Origin of the sequence: Phenylobacterium sp. (assembly GCF_046590535.1) — a bacterium.
Lineage (GTDB): Bacteria > Pseudomonadota > Alphaproteobacteria > Caulobacterales > Caulobacteraceae > Phenylobacterium.
In genome coordinates this window covers 1-17,149 of record NZ_JBKJTG010000188.1, presented here as the reverse complement: position 1 = coordinate 17,149, position 17,149 = coordinate 1, and the positions used below count along the sequence as shown (strand labels likewise).

General features: G+C 67.9%; 16 protein-coding genes. 5 read left to right on the top strand and 11 right to left on the bottom strand.

Annotated features, from left to right (window positions below; all coding sequences use genetic code 11):
- On the bottom strand, nucleotides 1–2,575 hold a 2,575-nt coding region (gyrA, locus tag ACLL81_RS11340; RefSeq protein WP_411288451.1), incomplete at its 3' end, for a DNA gyrase subunit A.
- 166 nt (nucleotides 2,576–2,741) lie between these two features.
- Between gyrA and ACLL81_RS11335 the strand changes: the two genes are divergently transcribed.
- The 3 genes from ACLL81_RS11335 (at nucleotide 2,742) to ACLL81_RS11325 (ending at nucleotide 5,390) form a co-directional block, all read left to right on the top strand.
- Entirely contained in the window at nucleotides 2,742–3,797 is a 1,056-nt protein-coding gene (locus ACLL81_RS11335; protein ID WP_411288450.1) for a 2OG-Fe(II) oxygenase, read from the top strand.
- Nucleotides 3,794–4,882, top strand: a complete 1,089-nt coding sequence (locus ACLL81_RS11330) for a 2OG-Fe(II) oxygenase (protein WP_411288449.1) — start codon at nucleotides 3,794–3,796, stop codon at nucleotides 4,880–4,882. The genes ACLL81_RS11335 and ACLL81_RS11330 overlap by 4 nt, the downstream gene beginning before the upstream one ends.
- A 73-nt stretch (nucleotides 4,883–4,955) precedes the next feature.
- Nucleotides 4,956–5,390: a DUF3617 domain-containing protein gene (locus ACLL81_RS11325; RefSeq protein WP_411288448.1), complete on the top strand. Its 435-nt coding sequence runs from the start codon at nucleotides 4,956–4,958 to the stop codon at nucleotides 5,388–5,390.
- 7 nt (nucleotides 5,391–5,397) lie between these two features.
- Here the strand turns inward: ACLL81_RS11325 and ssb are convergent, their stop codons facing one another.
- The 10 genes from ssb to flbT all read right to left on the bottom strand — a co-directional run bounded on the left by ssb (nucleotide 5,398) and on the right by flbT (nucleotide 14,607).
- Nucleotides 5,398–5,874 carry a single-stranded DNA-binding protein gene (ssb, locus tag ACLL81_RS11320; RefSeq protein ID WP_411288447.1) on the bottom strand — a complete coding sequence of 159 codons (477 nt, stop codon included), beginning with the start codon at nucleotides 5,872–5,874 and terminating at the stop codon, nucleotides 5,398–5,400.
- 123 nt (nucleotides 5,875–5,997) lie between these two features.
- The gene (locus ACLL81_RS11315) at nucleotides 5,998–6,372 is read right to left on the bottom strand and encodes a hypothetical protein (protein WP_411288446.1); all 375 of its coding nucleotides are present in this window, start codon (nucleotides 6,370–6,372) and stop codon (nucleotides 5,998–6,000) included.
- 40 nt (nucleotides 6,373–6,412) lie between these two features.
- A complete protein-coding gene (locus tag ACLL81_RS11310; RefSeq protein WP_411288445.1) occupies nucleotides 6,413–7,108 on the bottom strand; it encodes a hypothetical protein in 696 nt (231 codons plus the stop codon).
- A 222-nt stretch (nucleotides 7,109–7,330) separates the two neighbouring features.
- On the bottom strand, nucleotides 7,331–10,099 hold the full coding sequence (locus ACLL81_RS11305) for a hypothetical protein (RefSeq protein ID WP_411288444.1): 2,769 nt from the start codon (nucleotides 10,097–10,099) through the stop codon (nucleotides 7,331–7,333).
- Between the two features lie 133 nt (nucleotides 10,100–10,232).
- Entirely contained in the window at nucleotides 10,233–11,066 is an 834-nt protein-coding gene (locus ACLL81_RS11300; RefSeq protein ID WP_411288443.1) for a flagellin, read from the bottom strand.
- 159 nt (nucleotides 11,067–11,225) lie between these two features.
- A complete protein-coding gene (locus ACLL81_RS11295; protein ID WP_411288442.1) occupies nucleotides 11,226–11,516 on the bottom strand; it encodes a flagellar protein FlaG in 291 nt (96 codons plus the stop codon).
- A 120-nt stretch (nucleotides 11,517–11,636) separates the two neighbouring features.
- Complete coding sequence (locus tag ACLL81_RS11290) at nucleotides 11,637–12,461, bottom strand: flagellin (RefSeq protein ID WP_411288441.1); 825 nt, start codon at nucleotides 12,459–12,461, stop codon at nucleotides 11,637–11,639.
- A gap of 279 nt (nucleotides 12,462–12,740) precedes the next feature.
- Complete coding sequence (locus ACLL81_RS11285; protein ID WP_411288440.1) at nucleotides 12,741–13,571, bottom strand: flagellin; 831 nt, start codon at nucleotides 13,569–13,571, stop codon at nucleotides 12,741–12,743.
- 285 nt (nucleotides 13,572–13,856) lie between these two features.
- Nucleotides 13,857–14,222, bottom strand: coding sequence for a flagellar biosynthesis regulator FlaF (flaF, locus tag ACLL81_RS11280; RefSeq protein WP_411288439.1), 366 nt, complete (start codon nucleotides 14,220–14,222; stop codon nucleotides 13,857–13,859).
- The gene (flbT, locus tag ACLL81_RS11275; protein WP_411288438.1) at nucleotides 14,182–14,607 is read right to left on the bottom strand and encodes a flagellar biosynthesis repressor FlbT; all 426 of its coding nucleotides are present in this window, start codon (nucleotides 14,605–14,607) and stop codon (nucleotides 14,182–14,184) included. The genes flaF and flbT overlap by 41 nt, the downstream gene beginning before the upstream one ends.
- Before the next feature lie 203 nt (nucleotides 14,608–14,810).
- On the opposite strand from flbT, the gene ACLL81_RS11270 reads away from it, so the two are divergent.
- Together ACLL81_RS11270 and ACLL81_RS11265 are read left to right on the top strand one after the other, a co-directional pair.
- Complete coding sequence (locus ACLL81_RS11270; protein WP_411288437.1) at nucleotides 14,811–16,607, top strand: tetratricopeptide repeat protein; 1,797 nt, start codon at nucleotides 14,811–14,813, stop codon at nucleotides 16,605–16,607.
- Between the two features lie 59 nt (nucleotides 16,608–16,666).
- Nucleotides 16,667–17,146: a hypothetical protein gene (locus ACLL81_RS11265; protein WP_411288436.1), complete on the top strand. Its 480-nt coding sequence runs from the start codon at nucleotides 16,667–16,669 to the stop codon at nucleotides 17,144–17,146.
- The last annotated feature ends 3 nt before the right edge of the window (nucleotides 17,147–17,149 follow it).

Here is a 17,149-nt window from a genome sequence, read left to right as displayed (position 1 = left end):
TCTGGTCGGCCTCGTCCACCGGGAACGAGGCGGCCAGCCGGCCGCCCCGCTTGGTGAGGTCCTGGGCCAGCAGCCCCTGGCCGCCGCGGCCCGTGCGGCGGAACTCATAGGCCGAGGTGCGCTTGCCGAAGCCTTCGGTGGAGACGGTGAGAATCACTTCCTCCGCCGCGCCCAGTTCGGCGATCCGCTCGACGCCCAGGGTGACTTCGCCCTCACCGCCCACGTCTTCGTCCTCGGCCGCCGCCACCGGCTCGTCGCCGTCCTCGGCCTCGCCGCTCAGCGCCAGGCGCATGGCCTTGGCGTGCTTCAGATAGGCCAGGCGCTCGGCCGGCGTCGCTGCCACCGCACGCAGGATGGCCATGGAGATCACCCGGTCGCCCTCGGCCAGGCGGATGCCGCGTACGCCCGTGGAATCGCGGCCCGCGAACACCCGCACCTCCTCCGTGGCGAAACGGATGCAGCGGCCCAGCGCCGTGGTCAGCAGGATGTCGTTGGCCTGGGCGTTGCAGACGCCCACGCCGACGATGCTATCGCCCTCGTCCAGCTTCATGGCGATCTTGCCGTTGCGGCGGATGTCCACGAAGTCCGACAGCTTGTTGCGCCGCACCCCGCCCGATCGGGTGGCGAACATCACATCGTACTGGTCCCAGCTGGCCTCGTCTTCGGGCAGCGGCAGGATCGAGGTGATGCTCTCGCCGGGCTCGATGGGCAGCAGGTTGACGAACGCCTTGCCGCGGGACGTGGGCGTGCCCACCGGCAGGCGCCACACCTTCAGCTTGTAGGCCTTGCCGCCCGAGGAGAAGAACAGCATCGGCGTGTGGGTGTTGGCCGAGAAGACGCGGGTCACCGCATCCTCTTCCTTGGTGGCCATGCCGGAGCGGCCCTTGCCGCCGCGATGCTGGGTCCGATAGGTGGTCAGCGCCGTGCGCTTCACATAGCCGCCGTGGGTGACGGTGATGACCATCTCCTCGCGGGTGATCAGGTCCTCGTCCTCGACGTCGGCGTCGCCCTCGACGATCTGGGTGCGGCGGGGCACGGCGAAGGCCTCGCGGACCTCCACCAACTCTTCGCGCACGATGCCCATCACCCGCTCGCGCGAAGAGAGAATGTCCAAGAAGCCCTGAATGCTGTCGGCCAGGGTGCGGGCCTCGCCGAAAATCTCGTCGCGGCCAAGGCCGGTAAGCCGCGACAGCGTCAGGGCCAGCACGGCGCGGGCCTGCTCGTCGGTCAGCCGGATGCGGCCGGCGGTGACGATCACCGTGCGCGGGTCGGCGATCAGCTCCACCAGGGGCAGCATGTCGCCGGCCGGCCAGTCCTGGGCCACCAGCCGCTCGCGCGCCTCGCTAGGGTCCTTGGACGAGCGGATGATGTGGATGAACTCGTCGATGTTGGCGACGGCGATGGCCAAGCCCACTAGCACATGGCCGCGGTCGCGGGCCTTGGAGAGCTCGAACTTGGTGCGGCGCACGACCACTTCTTCGCGGAAGTCGACGAAGGCGGTGACCATCTCGCGCAGGCCCATCTGCAGGGGCCGGCCGCGGTTGAGCGCCAGCATGTTGACCCCGAACGAGGTCTGCAGCGACGTGTAGCGGTAGAGCTGGTTCAGCAGCACTTCGCCCGAGGCGTCGCGCTTCATCTCGATGACCACCCGCATGCCCTGGCGGTCGCTTTCGTCGCGCAGATCGGCGACGCCCTCAATGCGCTTTTCGCGCACCAACTCGGCGATGCGCTCCACCAGGGCGGCCTTGTTCACCTGGTAGGGGATCGCCGTGATGACGATCGCCTCGCGATCCTTGCGGATCTCCTCGACGGTGGCGTCGCCGCGCATGATCACCGAACCGCGCCCGGTCATCAGCGCCAGGCGCGCGCCGGTGCGCCCGATGATCTGGCCGCCGGTGGGGAAGTCGGGGCCCGGGACGATCTCCAGTAGCTCATCGAGGGTGACCTCGGGGTTGTCCACATAGGCCAGGCAGGCGTCGACGATCTCACCCAGGTTATGCGGCGGGATATTGGTGGCCATGCCCACTGCGATGCCGCCAGCCCCGTTGACCAGCAGGTTGGGGATGCGCGAGGGCAACACCACCGGCTCGCTCTCGGAGCCGTCGTAATTGTCCTTGAAGTCGACCGTGTCCTTGTCGAGGTCGGCCAGGATCGCCATCGCCGCCTTGGTCATGCGGCTTTCGGTGTAGCGCATGGCCGCCGGCGGATCGTTGTCCACCGAACCGAAGTTTCCCTGCCCGTCGATCAGCAGCAGGTTCATGGAGAACGGCTGCGCCAGGCGCACCAGGGTGTCGTAGATCGCCACGTCCCCGTGCGGATGGTATTTGCCCATGACGTCGCCGACGATGCGCGCCGACTTCACATAGCTGCGGTCGGGCGTGTGACCCTGCTCGCTCATGGAATAGAGGATGCGCCGGTGCACGGGCTTCAGGCCGTCGCGCACGTCTGGCAGCGCCCGGCTCACGATCACGCTCATGGCGTAATCGAGATAGGAGCGCTTCAGCTCGTCTTCGATCGCGATAGGGGCGACGCCCCCGCGCCGGTCGTCCGGAGGGGTGGTGTTTTCGTCAGTCAAGGGAGGGATTTAGCCGTTAGAATCGGACTGTTTAAGTGGGGGTCATTGGTAGCATTTTAAACCCCCGCGCGCCACCGCCGCGCGGGTGTGCGCGCGAGACGCGCCCTAGCGGTGGTGACCTCGGCCTCACGGCGCCCTAGAAAGCAGATCTGAAAAAGGACCCTGAATGCCGCTCTTGCCCGGCGAGTCCGCGCCCTGGTTTACGGCGCCGACCCCCACCACCCCGCAATTCGTGTTCGACACCGCGGCCGGCCGCTATGTGCTGATGGCCTTCCTGCCGCCCGACGCCGGGCGCCGGGGGCCGGCCTTGAAGGCGTTGGCGGCCAACATGGCCCTGTTCGACGACGCCAAGCTGTGCGCCTTCGTGATGGTCCGCGACGAGGAGACCTGGGCCGGCGTCCGGGACCTGCGGGGCTTGCGCTGGATCGACGACCGATCGGGCGCGGTCAGCCGGCGCTACGCCGCCCTCGACGCCGAGGGGGTCGCGCACCCGCACTGGCTGGTCCTGGATCCCACCTTGCGGGCGCTGGGTTCGGCGCCCCTGGGCGAGCACGAGGCGGTGCTCAGCTATCTGCGCACCCTGCCCGCCGTGGCCGACCACGCGGCGACGCCGCTGCACGCCCCGGTGCTGATCGCGCCTCGCATCCTGGAGCCCGAGCTCTGCCAGGCGCTGGTGGCCCTGCACGCCAACGGCGCCGCCCGCTTCACCGGCGTCATGCGCGACGAAGGTGCGCGCACCGTGGCGGTGATGGACGAACTGAAGAAGCGCCGCGACGTGCTGATCGAGGACCCCGACCTGAAGGCCGCCGTCCTCGACCGGCTGGAACGCCGCCTCTATCCGATGATCGAGCGCGCCCTGGCCTTCCGGGTCACCCACATCGAGCGCTACCTGGTGGCCTGCTATGACGCCGAGGACGGCGGCGTGTTCCGGGCGCACCGCGACGACACCACCCAGGGCACCGCCCACCGCAAGTTCGCCTGCTCCCTCAACCTCAACGACACCTACGAGGGCGGGGACCTGCGGTTCCCGGAATTCGGACCCGCAACCTACCGGCCGCCGCCGGGTGGCGCGGCAGTGTTCTCCTGCAGCCTGATGCACGAGGCCACCCGGATCACCCTGGGGCGCCGGTACGCCTTCCTGCCGTTCTTCTATGACGCCGCCGGGGCCCAGGTGCTGGCGAACTATGAGACCCGCATAGCCGCCCTTCAGCCGACGTCATGACCACCGCCTGGCCCGCCCCGCCGCTCTCCGTCGGCGACCTCGCGCCGTGGTTCGTGGCGCCGACGCCGAGCAACGCTGTGTTCAATTTCAGCACCCTCAGCGGCCGCTACGTCCTGCTGACTTTCCTGCCTACCGGCCGTCCGGCGCGCGCGGCGTTCATGCAGGCCGCCGCCGCCCTGGGGCGCAGGATCGACGACCATAACCTGGCCGCCTTCACAGTGATCACCGATGCGCAAAGCATCGCCACGGCCCGCGACCGGGCGCCCGGGATGCGCTGGTTCCTGGACGCCGACCGCGCGGTGAGCCGGCTCTACGGCGCCATCGACGAGGCCGGCGTTGAGCATCCCTTCTGCCTGTTGCTCGATCCCAGCTTGCGGGTGCTGGCCCACGCGCCCCTGGCCGAGTACCGGCGGGTCTTCGATGAGATTGAGCGGCTGCCCCCGGTGGACGCCTACGCCGGCGCGGCCCTGCACGCCCCAGTGCTGATCGTCCCGCGGGTCTTCGAGCCGGCCTTCTGTCGCCGGCTGATCGACCACTACGACGCGGTCGGCGGCACGCCGTCGGGGGTGATGCGCGACGTGGGCGGCAAGACCGTGGGGGTCATGGGATCGTTCAAGAAGCGGCGCGACGTGTTCATTGACGACCCCGACTTCCGCGACGAGATCGCCACGCGGCTCGCCCGGCGCCTGATCCCGTCGATGCGGCGGGCCTTCCAGTTCAAGCCCACCCGCATGGAGCGCTACCTAGTGGCCTGCTACGACGCTGCGGAGGGTGGTTACTTCCGGCCGCACCGCGACAACGAGACCCTCGGCACCGCCCACCGGGTGTTCGCCGTCTCGATCAACCTCAACGCCGAGGCGTTCGACGGCGGCGATTTGCGGTTCCCGGAATTCGGCCAGCGCACCTACCGGCCCCCAACGGGCGGCGCGGTGGTGTTCTCCTGCAGCCTGCAGCATGAGGCCACGCCGGTGACCCGCGCCCGCCGCTACGCCTTCCTGCCGTTCTTCTACGACGAGGTGGGCGCAGCCCTGCGCGAAGCCAACCTGCAGCATGTGGACGAGGGCGTGGTGCTGCACACCCGTTGAACCGGGCCCGGTAATCGCGGGTTCATCCGCCGCGCCTCAAGCTGGCCGCATATCGGATCCAAAGAGCCTGACCATGAGACTGTCGCACGCCCTGCTCCTCGGCTTGGCCCTGGCCGGCCCCGCCGCCGCCCAGACGGCCATCCAGCCCGGCTATTGGGAATCCACCAACAAGCTGCTGTCGCCGATCCGCCAGACCTCGGTGGAGAAGCGCTGCATCACGCCGGCCGACGTGGACAAGTTCATGTCCGGGCCCTCGAACCGCCACTACGCCTGCACCTATCCCACCCGGGTCATCCAGGGCGGGAAGATTACCCTGAAGGGGACCTGCGTCAGCAAGAAGGGCCGCAAGGTCGCCATCGCCGGCGCCGGCGACTACACCCCCACCAGCTTCAACCTCACCGCCGACGTCGCCGTGGAGTTCGCGGGGATCGACATCCCGGGCCGCGCCAGCACGCAGGCCCGGCGGATCGGCGACGTCTGCCCGCCGCCGGCCGCCGCCGTCCCTTAGGGTCGGCCTAGAACGGGATTTCGTCGTCCAGGTCGGCGGAGAAGTCCTCGCGCGGGCCTGAACCCTGCGCCTTCGGCCCGGACGAGAAGCCGCCGGAATGGCCGCCGCCCTCGCCCTGCTCGGCGTCACCGCCGCGGCCGTCCAGCATAGTCAGTTCGCCGCGGAACTTCTGCAGCACGACCTCGGTGGAATACTTCTCGACCCCCGACTGGTCGGCCCACTTGCGGGTCTGGATGGCGCCTTCGATGTAGATCTTGGAGCCCTTGCGCAGGTAGCTCTCGGCCACCTTCACGAGGTTGTCGTTGAAGATCACCACCCGGTGCCACTCGGTGCGCTCCTTGCGCTCGCCGGATGTGCGGTCGCGCCAGGTTTCCGAGGTGGCGACCCGCAGATTCGCCACCCGGTCGCCGGATGTGAGGGTGCGGATTTCGGGGTCAGCCCCCAGGTTGCCCACCAGAATGACCTTGTTGACGCTGCCCGCCATGTCGTTGTCCTAAGTTTCCGTAGAGTTTCGGGCCGTGCCCTGCGGCAGGCTAGCGTGCCGCCCATGGGCGCCGCAAGAGGAATGTTCTCTTTACGTTCTGGTCCGGCGTGATCCATCCACAGACTATTGCCGCGGCATGGCGCCAGGGATCGCCAGACGGCCGTCGCCGGTGCGCACCAGGGCCACGTAGCGCGGCCCTTCCAGCGAGGTGGAGGTCATCACCCCCTCCTTTTCCAGGAACAGGAAATTGGCCTGGTAGGCGCCGTAGATGTTCTGCTGGTTGCCGCCCAGACGCAGGAACTTGATCCGCATGGCCTCCAGGTTGGCTGCGCAGGTCTCCAGGTTCGGCGCCTCGATCAGGCGGTTGTACTTCAGCGCCCCGTCCTGCTGCGGCACCACGTGGAAACAGACGCCCACGTCGCCGGGCGGCTCGGTGCGCTTGGCGCAGGCGGTGACCGCCAGGAGGGCGGCGGCGAGGAGCATCAGCTTGGCGTGCATGGTGGGAGCCTATCAGCGGGTTGTGGCGATCTCCAGGCGCTCAGCCCACCGGCGGGATGCTGCAGCCGGCGCCCTGGTCCGCCAGGGTGTGGAAGCTGGCGTTGTCGCCCGAGGCCTCCACCCGGCCGGCGACCAGCCGCAGGGTCTGTTGGCCCCAGCGGCCATAGGTAGCGCCGCCGGGACGCTCGCAGCGACCGGCGAACAGGGTCTGGACGCAGGCGTTGAGCGACATCTCGATGGGGATCTTGCGCCACTGGCTGTCGCCGTGGCGCCAGCAGGCGCCCAGCGGAGCGCTGCTGGTGGGCGGCGCGGCCACGGCGACCGGCGCCTCGATGGGCTGAGGCTCCTCGGCAGGCGGCAGCGGGGCCAGCACCTCACCCAGCCCGTCGGCGGCGGCCAGGGCGCCGGTTTGGTCAACACCCACATCCAAGGCGCCGGTGGCCACGCCGTTGCGCTGGGCGCACTGGGCCAGGGTCAACTCGCCCACGAACTGGCCAGCCACGAAACAGCGCAGCGGCATGGCCGGGTCGATCTTGCCATCCTCCATCGCCGAGGAATCGATCACCAGGCCCCCTGCCGACGCGGCCGGCGCCGTGACCTTGTCGCCCCGGCCGCCCTGCACCAGCAGCCAGGCGATCAGCAGGCCGGCCAAGAGGGCCAGCGCCCCGCCCAGCAGCACCAGCAGACGGCGGCGGTCGTTGTCGGAACCGCCCGGGCGGTCGTTCTCGGAATCCATGGCCCTCGCTAGACCGCGCGCCCGCGGCTTTCAAGCGCCGCGGCGCTAGCGTGCTGGATCTGAAGCTCGCCCCACTCTTGGATCGGGCTCTGTGCGAACTTCAGACCCAGGAAGCACACTAGAAATCATACGCTTGCTCGTGTGGCCGAAGATTCAGAAATTCGTACTGAGCTCGCCACAGGCGCAGACGAATTTCTGAATCGCCACATAAGCCGCCGCTTCTCAGCCGCCGGTCAGGCGGTTCAGCGCGGCCTGGTAGTTGGCGATCTGGTTGGAGAGGTAGGCCGGGACCTTGCCTGCGGCGGCGGCTGTGGTGGCTGCCTGGGCGCTCTTGGGCGTTGCGGCGGCCACCAGGTCTTTGTAGGCCGTGCGGATCACGCCCATGGCCTGGGCCAGCTGGGACAGCGAGTGCGCCAGCTCCTGGTCGGTGGCCAGGTTCAGGTCGCTGGGCAGGCCAAGGCCATAGAGCATCCCCTTGCCGTCGGCCGGCACGCTCTTGCCGTCGACCACGTCGGTGTTGCGGACCACGCCTTCGGGGATACCCAGCATGGCCAGCGCGTTCTTGTCGGTCTTGCCGGGCCCGATCTCCAGGATCATGCGGTCGTTGAGCGGAGCGATACTGAGCCGTCGGACCCCTTCCACAATGCTCAGGGTCACCTTGGCCTGGAAGCCCGCCGCGCGGCGGATCTTGTGGGCCAGGGTGTCTAGGGTGTCGTTCTCGGTGATGGTGACGGTCTGCGCCCGCCCCTCGCCGGCCTTGATGGTGAACTGGTCGCCGGCGCGGGCGCTGGAGACGGCGGTGATCCGCGCGGAGTCCGACAGGTCTAGCGTGCCCTTGGGCAGGCCGATTCGGTCGAGCACGCTGGCGCCCACGGGATCGATGGCGATGGAGGTGGGCGCGGCGCGGCCATCCTTGCCGGTGAAGCGCCGCGACCAGTCGATGGTCCCCGCCGCCACGTCCAGCCGCGTCAGAAAGCCGTCCTTGGTCCCTACCGCCGGCTGACCGGGCAGGTCCGTTCCGGCCTGGCCCGCGATCCACACCTGGCCGCCGCTGACGGCAAGCGACGTGGCCCGGTCATCGCCCGTGCCGCCGTAATAGGCCAGGCGGTCGCCGGCGCTGGCCGTCAGCCCCGCCGACAGTCGCGCGGCGAAGGCGTCTGAACCGCCGGCGTGGGCCCGGGTGACGGTCCCGGCGGCCAGCGCTGCGTTGCGCGTCGAGCCCGCCACCACGATCTCCCCGCCGTCCAGCGCCAGGCCGGTGATCTCGCCGCCCTGCAGGTCGCCCAGGTCCCGCGTGGCGCTCAGCACCGGCGTCCCGCCGGAGAGGTCGAAGCGGCGCAGCACCGCGCGCCCGTCGTCGACGCTGGCGGTGACCAGGCTCGACCCGTCCACCACCAGGCCCGCGGGCCGGTCCGACCCCGTGGTGCCGAAGCTGTGGGTGAACAGGGTCTGCACCTTGCCCGTCGCATCGACCTTAAAGGCCTGCACGTAGCTGTCCCAGCCGCCCACCGCCGTCGAGCCGGGCATCCCGGACTGGGCGCGGCCCTGCACATAGACAGTGCCGTCGGCGCCAAAGGCGACTTCGCTGGCCTCGTCGGCCTGTCTGGCCCCGCGGCGCTGGGTCCACACCTCCTGACCCTCGGCGTCGTAGAGGGTCACGAAGCTGTCGGACTGGGTGGCGAAAGAGCCGGTAGCGCCAGAGTTCAGCGGGCCTTCCACAGCCCCGTTCAGGGCTCCGGTCACCGCCCCGGCCACGGCGATCTTGCCGTCGGCGGAGAGCGCCAGGGCCAGGCCCGTGGCGTTGTCGCCGGCCCCCAGGGTTCGCGCGTAGATCAGCTTGCCCGCCGGATCGTACTTCAGGAGCGCCACGTCCTGCTTGCCGCGCAGGCCCTGGCCCTCGATCTTCGCGGTGACGTCGGCCAGCATGTAGACCGAGCCGTCCGCGCCCACCTTGGTGTCGTGCACCGCCTTGACCTGCGGGCCCAGCGCCTGGACGAAGGCGCGACCCTCCACCCAGTTGGCCTCTCCGGCCTTCTGCGCGGGCGCCTCCACCGTGGCGGTGTCGGTCTGGAACTTCAGCATCTGGCGCTGGGTGGCGTCGTCGTTGGTGGCGGGCTTGCCGTCCGGATCGGGATTGCCCACCGTCTGGGCCATATAGACCGCGCCCGCTGTGGCCGGCGCGGCGAAGGTCACGGTCTCCCCGATCGAGACCTTTACCTTCAGCGCCCACTGGTCGGGGCCCGGTCCCAGGGTGACGGTCTTGCCACCCGCCTCGACAGTGCGCGGCAGGCCCGCGGTGCGCTGGGTGGCGACCCGCGTATCCACTCCAGCGGCGGTCAGCTGGTCGTTGATGTAGGTGACCACATTCGCCATCGAGCGGGGTTGGACGCCCATGCCCGCTAAGTCGATCTGCACATTATGAATCGTGCTTACACGTTTGATAGAAATAGTGAAATTGACATTTCCTTGAAACGCCGGAACCAAGTCCGTGCTGGACCCGCTGACCAGCGGTGGCGTGACGTAGTCGGTCTTGGTCTTGGCCACCGGGACCGTGGTCTTGACCGAGGCGGCGGCCTCTCCCTGGGCCACCCGCAGCTTCTCCAGCTTCAGGGTGTCAACATAGCCGGTGACCTCGGCCATGCCCTTGGCGAAGGTTGCCTGGATGCGGCTCGTGTCGAAGCTGGTCAGGCCCTTGTTGCGCATCTGCTCGGCGACGCCGCTGAGGGTGGTGAGGCCCTGGTAGAGCGCGAACAGCTTTCGGTAGTCGGCGCTGGCGCCGGCCAGGTCGAGTTGGGCGGCGTTCTCGTTGATCAACCGCTTGCCGGTCAGCGCCGTCTTCACCGAGGCGCTGGCCTCCGCAGGCGTCGGCGGCTTGGTCCAGGGCGCGGTGGGGGCGACCTTTGGCGAGCGCGGGGCCGCCGCCGACGCGCCCAGCCCAAGGCGCGACTGGTAGAACCCGGTCAGCAAGCTGGTGTCGATCGTCAGGACCATGGGTTCCCGCCCACGGGCGCAGGCCCGCAGGACATCCTTACGCGCAAGACGGCTGACAGGCCGTTAAGCGCCCAAGAAAAAGCCCGGGCGACCGGCGCCCGGGCCTTCCCTACGCCCCAACGAAACGGGTTCATCAGTTCTGGAAGAGCTGCAGGATCACCTGTGGCGCCTGGTTGGCGATCGAGAGCGCCTGGGCGCCGAGCTGCTGCTGCACCTGCAGCGCCTGCAGGCGGGCGCTTTCCTTGGCGAGGTCGGCGTCCACCAGGCTGCCGACGCCGGTCTCCAGGACGTCGGTCAGCTTGGAGACGAAAGCGGTATGGGCGTCGATCTGCTTTGCCTGCGACCCCAGGTTGCCCAGCGCCTGGTTCACCGCGCTGATCGAGGTGTTCAGCGCCGTCAACACCGTGGTGGCGTTGGTCACTGTGTTGATCGAGGCCGTCGCGGCGATGGTGATGATCGCGCCGCCCAGGGAGAGGTTCTGGCTCGATAGCGTGATCTTGGAATTGGCGTCGGCGTTGGCCAGGAACTGGATATTGGCGCCCAGCGACCCGTTCAGCAGGTTCGCGCCGTCGAACTCGGCATTGCCGCTGATCTGGGCGATCTGGCGCAGGATCGACTTGAAGTCGCTGTTCAGCGCGGTGCGCGAGGTGGGATCCAGCGAAGTGTCCATCGCCGCGACCACCTTCTCCTTCAACTGCACCAGCAGGTCGGAGATCGATTCGCCGGCGGTCATCGAGACCTCGGCGATGGAGTGGGCCCGCTCCAGGCTCATCTTCACCGCGCCAAGCGCCCCTATGTCGGCCCGCTGGCCCTGGGCGATGGCCCAGACCGCGGCGTTGTCCTTGGCGCTGGCGATCCTCAGGCCGGTGTTGATCCGGTTTTGGACCTCGCCCAGTTCGTCATTGGTCTTGTTAAGGTTCTGCAGCGCGATGAGCGCGGACTTGTTGGTATGCACGCTGATCGTCATCACGCTTCTCCGGCCGGGGCCCGCACTCGTCCGAGTCGCGGGCTCTGCATGGCCGGGAACTTACGAAATCGTGGTGATCAGATCGTTAACGGGCGTCGCCGCCGCGGGCGGCCCCGGGCGGTGGCGTCGGATGGACGGCTCCTGGGCGGAGCCGGAGGATCAGGCCCTGGCGCGGATCACGGCCCCGGCGGTGTAGCGGACCTCTTCCCGCAGCCGCAGGATCTGCTCCCTGGGGAACTGCTGGACGACTTCGCCGGTGAGCCGGTTGATGGTCTTGTAGACGTAGGAACCGCTGGCTTGATCCTCTTCAATGACGAGTCGCAGATCGACCGGGTCCGTGGCCGGTGCGGCGGGCTCGGTGGAGCGGACGACGTCCGGCTTCGCGGCGGGCTGCTGTTGACCAAAGGTCGGGTCCGGGGTGGCTGCGAAGGCCGCAACCTTGTTTTGCATCGTTCCAATCGCTGGCGCTTCGAACGCCGGCGCTCCCGATTACGCGAACGGCGGGCAGGTTTCCCTGCCCGCCGCCACGTGATGGCCGCGGAGCGAAATGCCCCGCGGGTTTCAAGGGCTTTAGCGGAACAGGCCCAGCAGGATCGACGAGGACTGGTTCGCGATCGACAGCGCCTGGATGCCCAGCTGCTGCTTGGTCTGCAGAGCCTGGAGCTTGGCGCTTTCCTTCGCGAGGTCCGCGTCCACCAGGTTGCCCACGCCCGCGTCGATGCTGTCTTGCAGCTTGCCGACGAAGTCCATGTGCGAACCCAGCGACCGGGAGCCGGTGCCGAACTTGGACAGCGCCGAGGACACGTTGGTGATCGAGGTGTTCACCGTGGCGATCATCGCCGTGGCGAGGGTCACCGTGCCGATCGAACCGGCCGCGGCCACAGTCACGTTCGCGCCGCCGAGAGCCAGCGACTGAGCGGCGACCGTGATCTTGGAGGTGCCGTCCGCGTTCGCGATAGCGGCGATCGTGGTGCCGGCGGCCTTGACCATGTTGACGCCGTTGAATTCGGCGTTGGAGACGGCCTTCGCCAGTTGGTCGCGCAACGCCTTGAAGTCATCGTTGAGCGCGGTGCGGCTGGCGGTGTCGAGGGACGTATCCGAAGCGGAGAGGGCCTTTTCCTTCATTTGCAGAAGGATGTCGGAGACGGTCTCACCGGCCGAGATGGCCACGTCCACGGTCGACTGCGCGCGTTGCAGCGATTCCTTGACGGCGTTGAGTGAGTTGGAGGTGGCGCGCTGGTTCTGGGCGATGGCCCAGATGGCGCCGTTGTCCTTGGCTGACGCGACGCGCTTGCCCGTATTGATACGGGCCTGCGTGGTCATCAGTTCGTCGTTGGTTTGATTGAGGTTTTGCAGCGCAACCATGGCGCCGACATTGGTGTTCACGCTATTCATCGCGTAGGTCCTTTTCTCAGGGACCGGCGTCATTTTGACGGCCGGGGGCGTTTTGCCCGACCTCTATGGCAGCAAGCTATGGGCCAACGGCGGCCTCCCGGCGGCTCTCCACAAGCACGTGAAAAGTCAGGGTTATAGCTCTGTTAGGGACGTCCTGGCCCGGCAACTTCTGCCGAGCTGAGGGTCCGGGCGGCAGAATTTGCCGCGCTGGACCGGCAGAAACCGCCCAGGACGTTAAAAGGGGCCCCGGACGGGACAAAGCCCGTCCGGGGTCTCGACTTACTGGAACAGCCCCAGGAGGGACTGCGGACCTTGGTTGGCGATGGATAGCGCCTGGATTCCGAGCTGCTGCTTGGTCTGCAGAGCTTGGAGCTTGGCGCTTTCCTTCGCGAGGTCGGCGTCAACGAGGTTGCCCACGCCGGCGTCGATGCTGTCCTGGAGCTTCGAGATGAAGTCCATGTGCGAACCCAGCGACCTCGACCCGGTGCCCAGCTTGGACAGCGCCGTCGAGACGTTGGTGATCGAGGTGTTCACCGTGGCGATCATAGCGGCCGCTAGGGTGACGGTCCCGATCGAGCCCGCCGCGGCCACCGTCACGTTCGTGCCGCCGAGAGCCAGCGACTGAGCCGCAACCGTGATCTTGGACGTGCCGTCCGCATTGGCCAGCGCCGCAACCGTGGTGCCACCCGCCTTGACCATGTTGACGCCATTGAAGTCGGCGTTGGACACGGCCTTGGACAGTTGATCGCGCAGCGCCTTGAAGTCATCGTTCAGGGCGGTGCGGCTCGCAGCGTCCAACGACGTATCCGAAGCCGACAGGGCCTTCTCCTTCATCTGCAGGAGAATGTCCGAGACGGTTTCGCCGGCCGATATGGCCACGTCGACGGTGGATTGCGCACGTTGCAGCGACTCGCGAACCGCGTTCAGCGAGCCGGACGTGGCGCGCTGGTTCTGGGCGATGGCCCAGATGGCGCCGTTGTCCTTCGCGGAAGCGATACGCTTGCCAGTGTTGATTCTCGTCTGTGCTGTGGCGAGCTCCGCGTTGGTCGAGTTGAGGTTCTGAAGCGCCACCATGGCGCCCGTGTTCGTATTGACCGAATTGAACGGCATTGGATCGTCCTTCCATTCTGGAGGTAGTTGCCCGGACTTTTGCCGGCGGGCGATTTTCGCCCAGAGGAATCATCGCAAGCCGCGGGCCAGGCTTAACCTTAGCCGGTCCAGGGCAAGACGCTGTGTTCATTGAAGGTTTTGGGTATCTCCGGGAGACGTCGTCGGCGCTCCGTTAGCCAAACCTGCCGCTCGGCAGGTCCTGCCGGACCGGCTGCGTCAGGCCGCCATGCGAAAGGCCGCGGAATCGCCGCGGCCTTTCGAGGTCTCTAGATGATGTCCGGCGGATCAGGCCGCGGCGGCGGCCCCGCCGGTCAGGCCCTGCATGATCATCCGGTTGATGTCGATCAGGGGCTCGATCTCTTCCTCGCGCCGGATCACCGCGCTGGTGTGCTTGCCCACCCAGATGCTCAGCGAGATGATCGAGGCGCGCAGCTGCGCCGGCAGCTGGTTGCCGGGATCGGCGCAGTCGCTCCCCATCACCGACCAGATGCGGCGGTTCCAGTCCAGGGCGTCGATCCGGCCGCGGATATCGCTTGGATCGCACTTGGCCGCGTCCATCAGGGCGCGCGTGACCTGCGCGAACAGACGGTATTCGGTCTCACGTGGGCTCTCAGCCCGCGTCGCCGCCTGCTGATAAGCCTGAAGGGACATTGCCCAGCCTTTCGTCTTCGTACTCGATAAGCTTCCGGCAGAGCATCAGCGCCTTGTAGTACTCGCGCGCCATGCAGTGCTTGGAGATGGCGACACAGTCGCCGAGGATCTGTGGGTTGGTTATCACGCCCATGAATTCGGTCAGCCGGCGGACGAACTCGTCGTAGTAGCGCTCCGCCCCGGCCTCATCGAGGTACATCATCATCACCGGGAAATAGATCCGACGGCCCGGCGTGTTGACCTCGTCCTCCTGCATAATGTCTTTTTCACGAAGGACAGAGGCCTTGTTCTGCAGGACCAGGACGCCCCGGCGGTCGCCGTTCTGCACGACCGCACCGTTGAGGACGAACTTCTCCCCCGGCTTCAGCGACAATTTAAGCGGCAAGTCCCGCCTCCCAGATCTGAGCGCTCACGAATCTTCATCGCGATTCGAATGACCCATTGTCGCTTTCCTCTGGGCCGAACGCACATCACGCTTAATCGGAGACGCGTTAACGGGCTGTTGCCGCGATCCAAAGAGGCCAGGATTAAGCGGGAATTAAGCATAACCGGGCGAGCTAGGCGCCGACCTATCGGAGTCTCCCCCGCATGCCGCGCAAGGCCCCCACCAGCGCAACCTCCGCCGCCGCCCTGCAGATCGGCTCGGCCCCTTCACAGGTGCGCCTCGCCACCAGCGCCTTGGGCCAGGCGGGCTCCCGCGATGCGCTGACCCAGCTCACCGCCGCCATGGCCGAGCTTAAGGCCTTCGCCATCCAGCCGCTGCTGAACCGCGCCGTCGCGGCTCTGCAGGCCGAGGATCACCAGACCGGCGGCGAATGGGCCATCAAGGCGCTCGAGATGGATGAGCGCAATGGCTTCGGCTGGTACCTCCTGGCCATCGCCCGTGAACGGGCCGGCGACTTCGCCTCCTCGGTGGCGGCCTACGAGTCGGCGTTGCGGCTGTTGCCAGATCACGCCGAGGTGGCCAACGACCTGGGCCGGCTGGCCTACCGCATGGGCATGCGGACCCAGGCGGAGAAGCTGTTCCGCCACTTCCTGACCCGCTACCCCGACCACCCTGAGGGCGCCAACAACCTGGCCTGCGCCATCCGCGACCAGGATCGCCCGGACGAGGCGGTCGAGATCCTGCGCCCGGCGATCCTCAAGCATCCCCACACCGCCATGCTGTGGAACACCATGGGCACGGTGATCGCCGAGCAAGGCGACTTCCCCAACGCCGAGGTGTTCTTCCGCGAGGCGCTGCGCCTGCAGGACGACTTCCCCAAGGCCCGCTATAATGCCGGCAACGCGCGTCTGGCGCTGGGCGACCCCGTGGGCGCCCTGGCCGCCTGCGAACAGGCCCTGGCGGGAGTGGTGCCCGCCGACGAGCGCCAGATGATGCGGCTGGCTCGCTCCACCATCCTGATGGCTCTGGGCCGAGTGGGCGAAGGCTGGGACGAGTATGAGGCGCGACTCGACCCGCAGTTCAACGACGTCACCCACTTCGCGGTGGATCGGCCCCGCTGGGAGCCGGGCGCCGACCTGGCCGGCCGGTCCCTGCTGGTGATCGCCGAACAGGGGCTGGGCGACGAGGTGCTGTTCGCCAACACTCTGCCCGACGTGCTGGATCGCCTGGGGCCGGACGGTCGCCTGACCCTGGCGGTCGAGCCCCGGCTGATGGCGCTGTTCACGCGCAGCTTTCCGCAGGCCCGGATCGACCGGCACGCCACCTACAACGTCGATGGACGCACCGTGCGCGTCGTACCCGCGGTCCCCGATCTGGCCGCCATCGACCTGTGGACCCCGATGGGCTCGCTGCTGCGGGAGTTCCGTCGCAACGTCGACGCCTTCCCCCAGAGCGGGTCCTACCTGCGGGCCGATCCCGCCCGGGTCGCTCACTGGCACCAGGCGCTGGAGACCGCGCCCGCGGGCGCCAAGGTCGGGCTTCTGTGGAAAAGCGCCGTCAGCAACGACGCACGGCATCGGTTTTTCTCGCCCTTCGCGGCATGGGCGCCGGTCCTGGCCCAACCGGGGGTGACGTTCGTCAACCTCCAGTACGGCGACTGTTCGGAGGAACTCGCATGGGTGAAACGCGAGCTCGGCGTGCAGGTCTGGACGCCGCCGGGGATCGACCTGAAGCAGGACCTGGACGACGTGGCCGCGCTCTGCTGCGCGCTGGACCTCGTCGTCGGCTTCTCCAACGCCACCCTCAACATCGCCGGGGCTTGTGGTGTGCCGATGTTCCTGATGTCCACCCCCGGCGCCTGGCCGCGGCTAGGGACCGAGCGCTATCCCTGGTACCCGCAGACCCGCCTGTTCCTGCCCCCCGGGTTCGGCGACTGGGACCCCGTCATGGCCGAAGTGGCCCAGGCACTCGGCGAGTTCTCGGCGCGGCCGGAACGCTGATCGCACCAGCGGGTTGATTCCGCAGATGGGGCGTCTGGCGCCCGGAGCGAGGAGCGATCATGGCCAACTATCCCGACGCTTTCGGTGACGCCGACCCCCAGGACTCCGCCGAGTCCCTGGACGAAACCAACTATGACGACGACTTGGGCGAGATGCGCACATTTGAGGAGCTCCCTGACGTCCTTGATGTGACGCAGGCAGTTGGCGACCGCGACGATGATGAGGCGCTGGCCCTGGACGCCGACGAGTTCGATCCCGACGCCATCGACGACGACGACCCGGAGGAGGACAACGAGCTCGACTACCGCGCCGCCACCGAGGAGCACGAAGATGATCTCGACGGCCTGGGCCCGGAAGCCGGTTCCCGGGGCATCGACGAGGACGCGCTTTCGGCCAGCGACATCGACGGCCTCGACGAGGTGCGCGACGCTGGCCAGATCAGCGGCAAGGACAACATCACCCGCTTCCAGTCCCACGACGTGGGCGACGAAGACCTGACGGCCATGGGCTACGACAAGCCAGTGCCCGGAAAGGCCTAGGAC

Bases quoted from the DNA above. Each gene is read 5' to 3' on its own strand.
- ACLL81_RS11330 (WP_411288449.1), top strand. From the start codon at position 3,794: ATGACCACCGCCTGGCCCGCCCCGCCGCTCTCCGTCGGCGACCTCGCG.
- ACLL81_RS11305 (WP_411288444.1), bottom strand. From the start codon at position 10,099: ATGGTCCTGACGATCGACACCAGCTTGCTGACCGGGTTCTACCAGTCG.
- ACLL81_RS11335 (WP_411288450.1), top strand. From the start codon at position 2,742: ATGCCGCTCTTGCCCGGCGAGTCCGCGCCCTGGTTTACGGCGCCGACC.
- ACLL81_RS11300 (WP_411288443.1), bottom strand. From the start codon at position 11,066: ATGACGATCAGCGTGCATACCAACAAGTCCGCGCTCATCGCGCTGCAG.
- ACLL81_RS11315 (WP_411288446.1), bottom strand. From the start codon at position 6,372: ATGCACGCCAAGCTGATGCTCCTCGCCGCCGCCCTCCTGGCGGTCACC.
- ACLL81_RS11310 (WP_411288445.1), bottom strand. From the start codon at position 7,108: ATGGATTCCGAGAACGACCGCCCGGGCGGTTCCGACAACGACCGCCGC.
- ACLL81_RS11265 (WP_411288436.1), top strand. From the start codon at position 16,667: ATGGCCAACTATCCCGACGCTTTCGGTGACGCCGACCCCCAGGACTCC.
- ACLL81_RS11285 (WP_411288440.1), bottom strand. From the start codon at position 13,571: ATGCCGTTCAATTCGGTCAATACGAACACGGGCGCCATGGTGGCGCTT.
- ACLL81_RS11270 (WP_411288437.1), top strand. From the start codon at position 14,811: ATGCCGCGCAAGGCCCCCACCAGCGCAACCTCCGCCGCCGCCCTGCAG.
- ACLL81_RS11295 (WP_411288442.1), bottom strand. From the start codon at position 11,516: ATGCAAAACAAGGTTGCGGCCTTCGCAGCCACCCCGGACCCGACCTTT.
- flaF (WP_411288439.1), bottom strand. From the start codon at position 14,222: ATGTCCCTTCAGGCTTATCAGCAGGCGGCGACGCGGGCTGAGAGCCCA.
- ACLL81_RS11290 (WP_411288441.1), bottom strand. From the start codon at position 12,461: ATGAATAGCGTGAACACCAATGTCGGCGCCATGGTTGCGCTGCAAAAC.
- ACLL81_RS11325 (WP_411288448.1), top strand. From the start codon at position 4,956: ATGAGACTGTCGCACGCCCTGCTCCTCGGCTTGGCCCTGGCCGGCCCC.
- ssb (WP_411288447.1), bottom strand. From the start codon at position 5,874: ATGGCGGGCAGCGTCAACAAGGTCATTCTGGTGGGCAACCTGGGGGCT.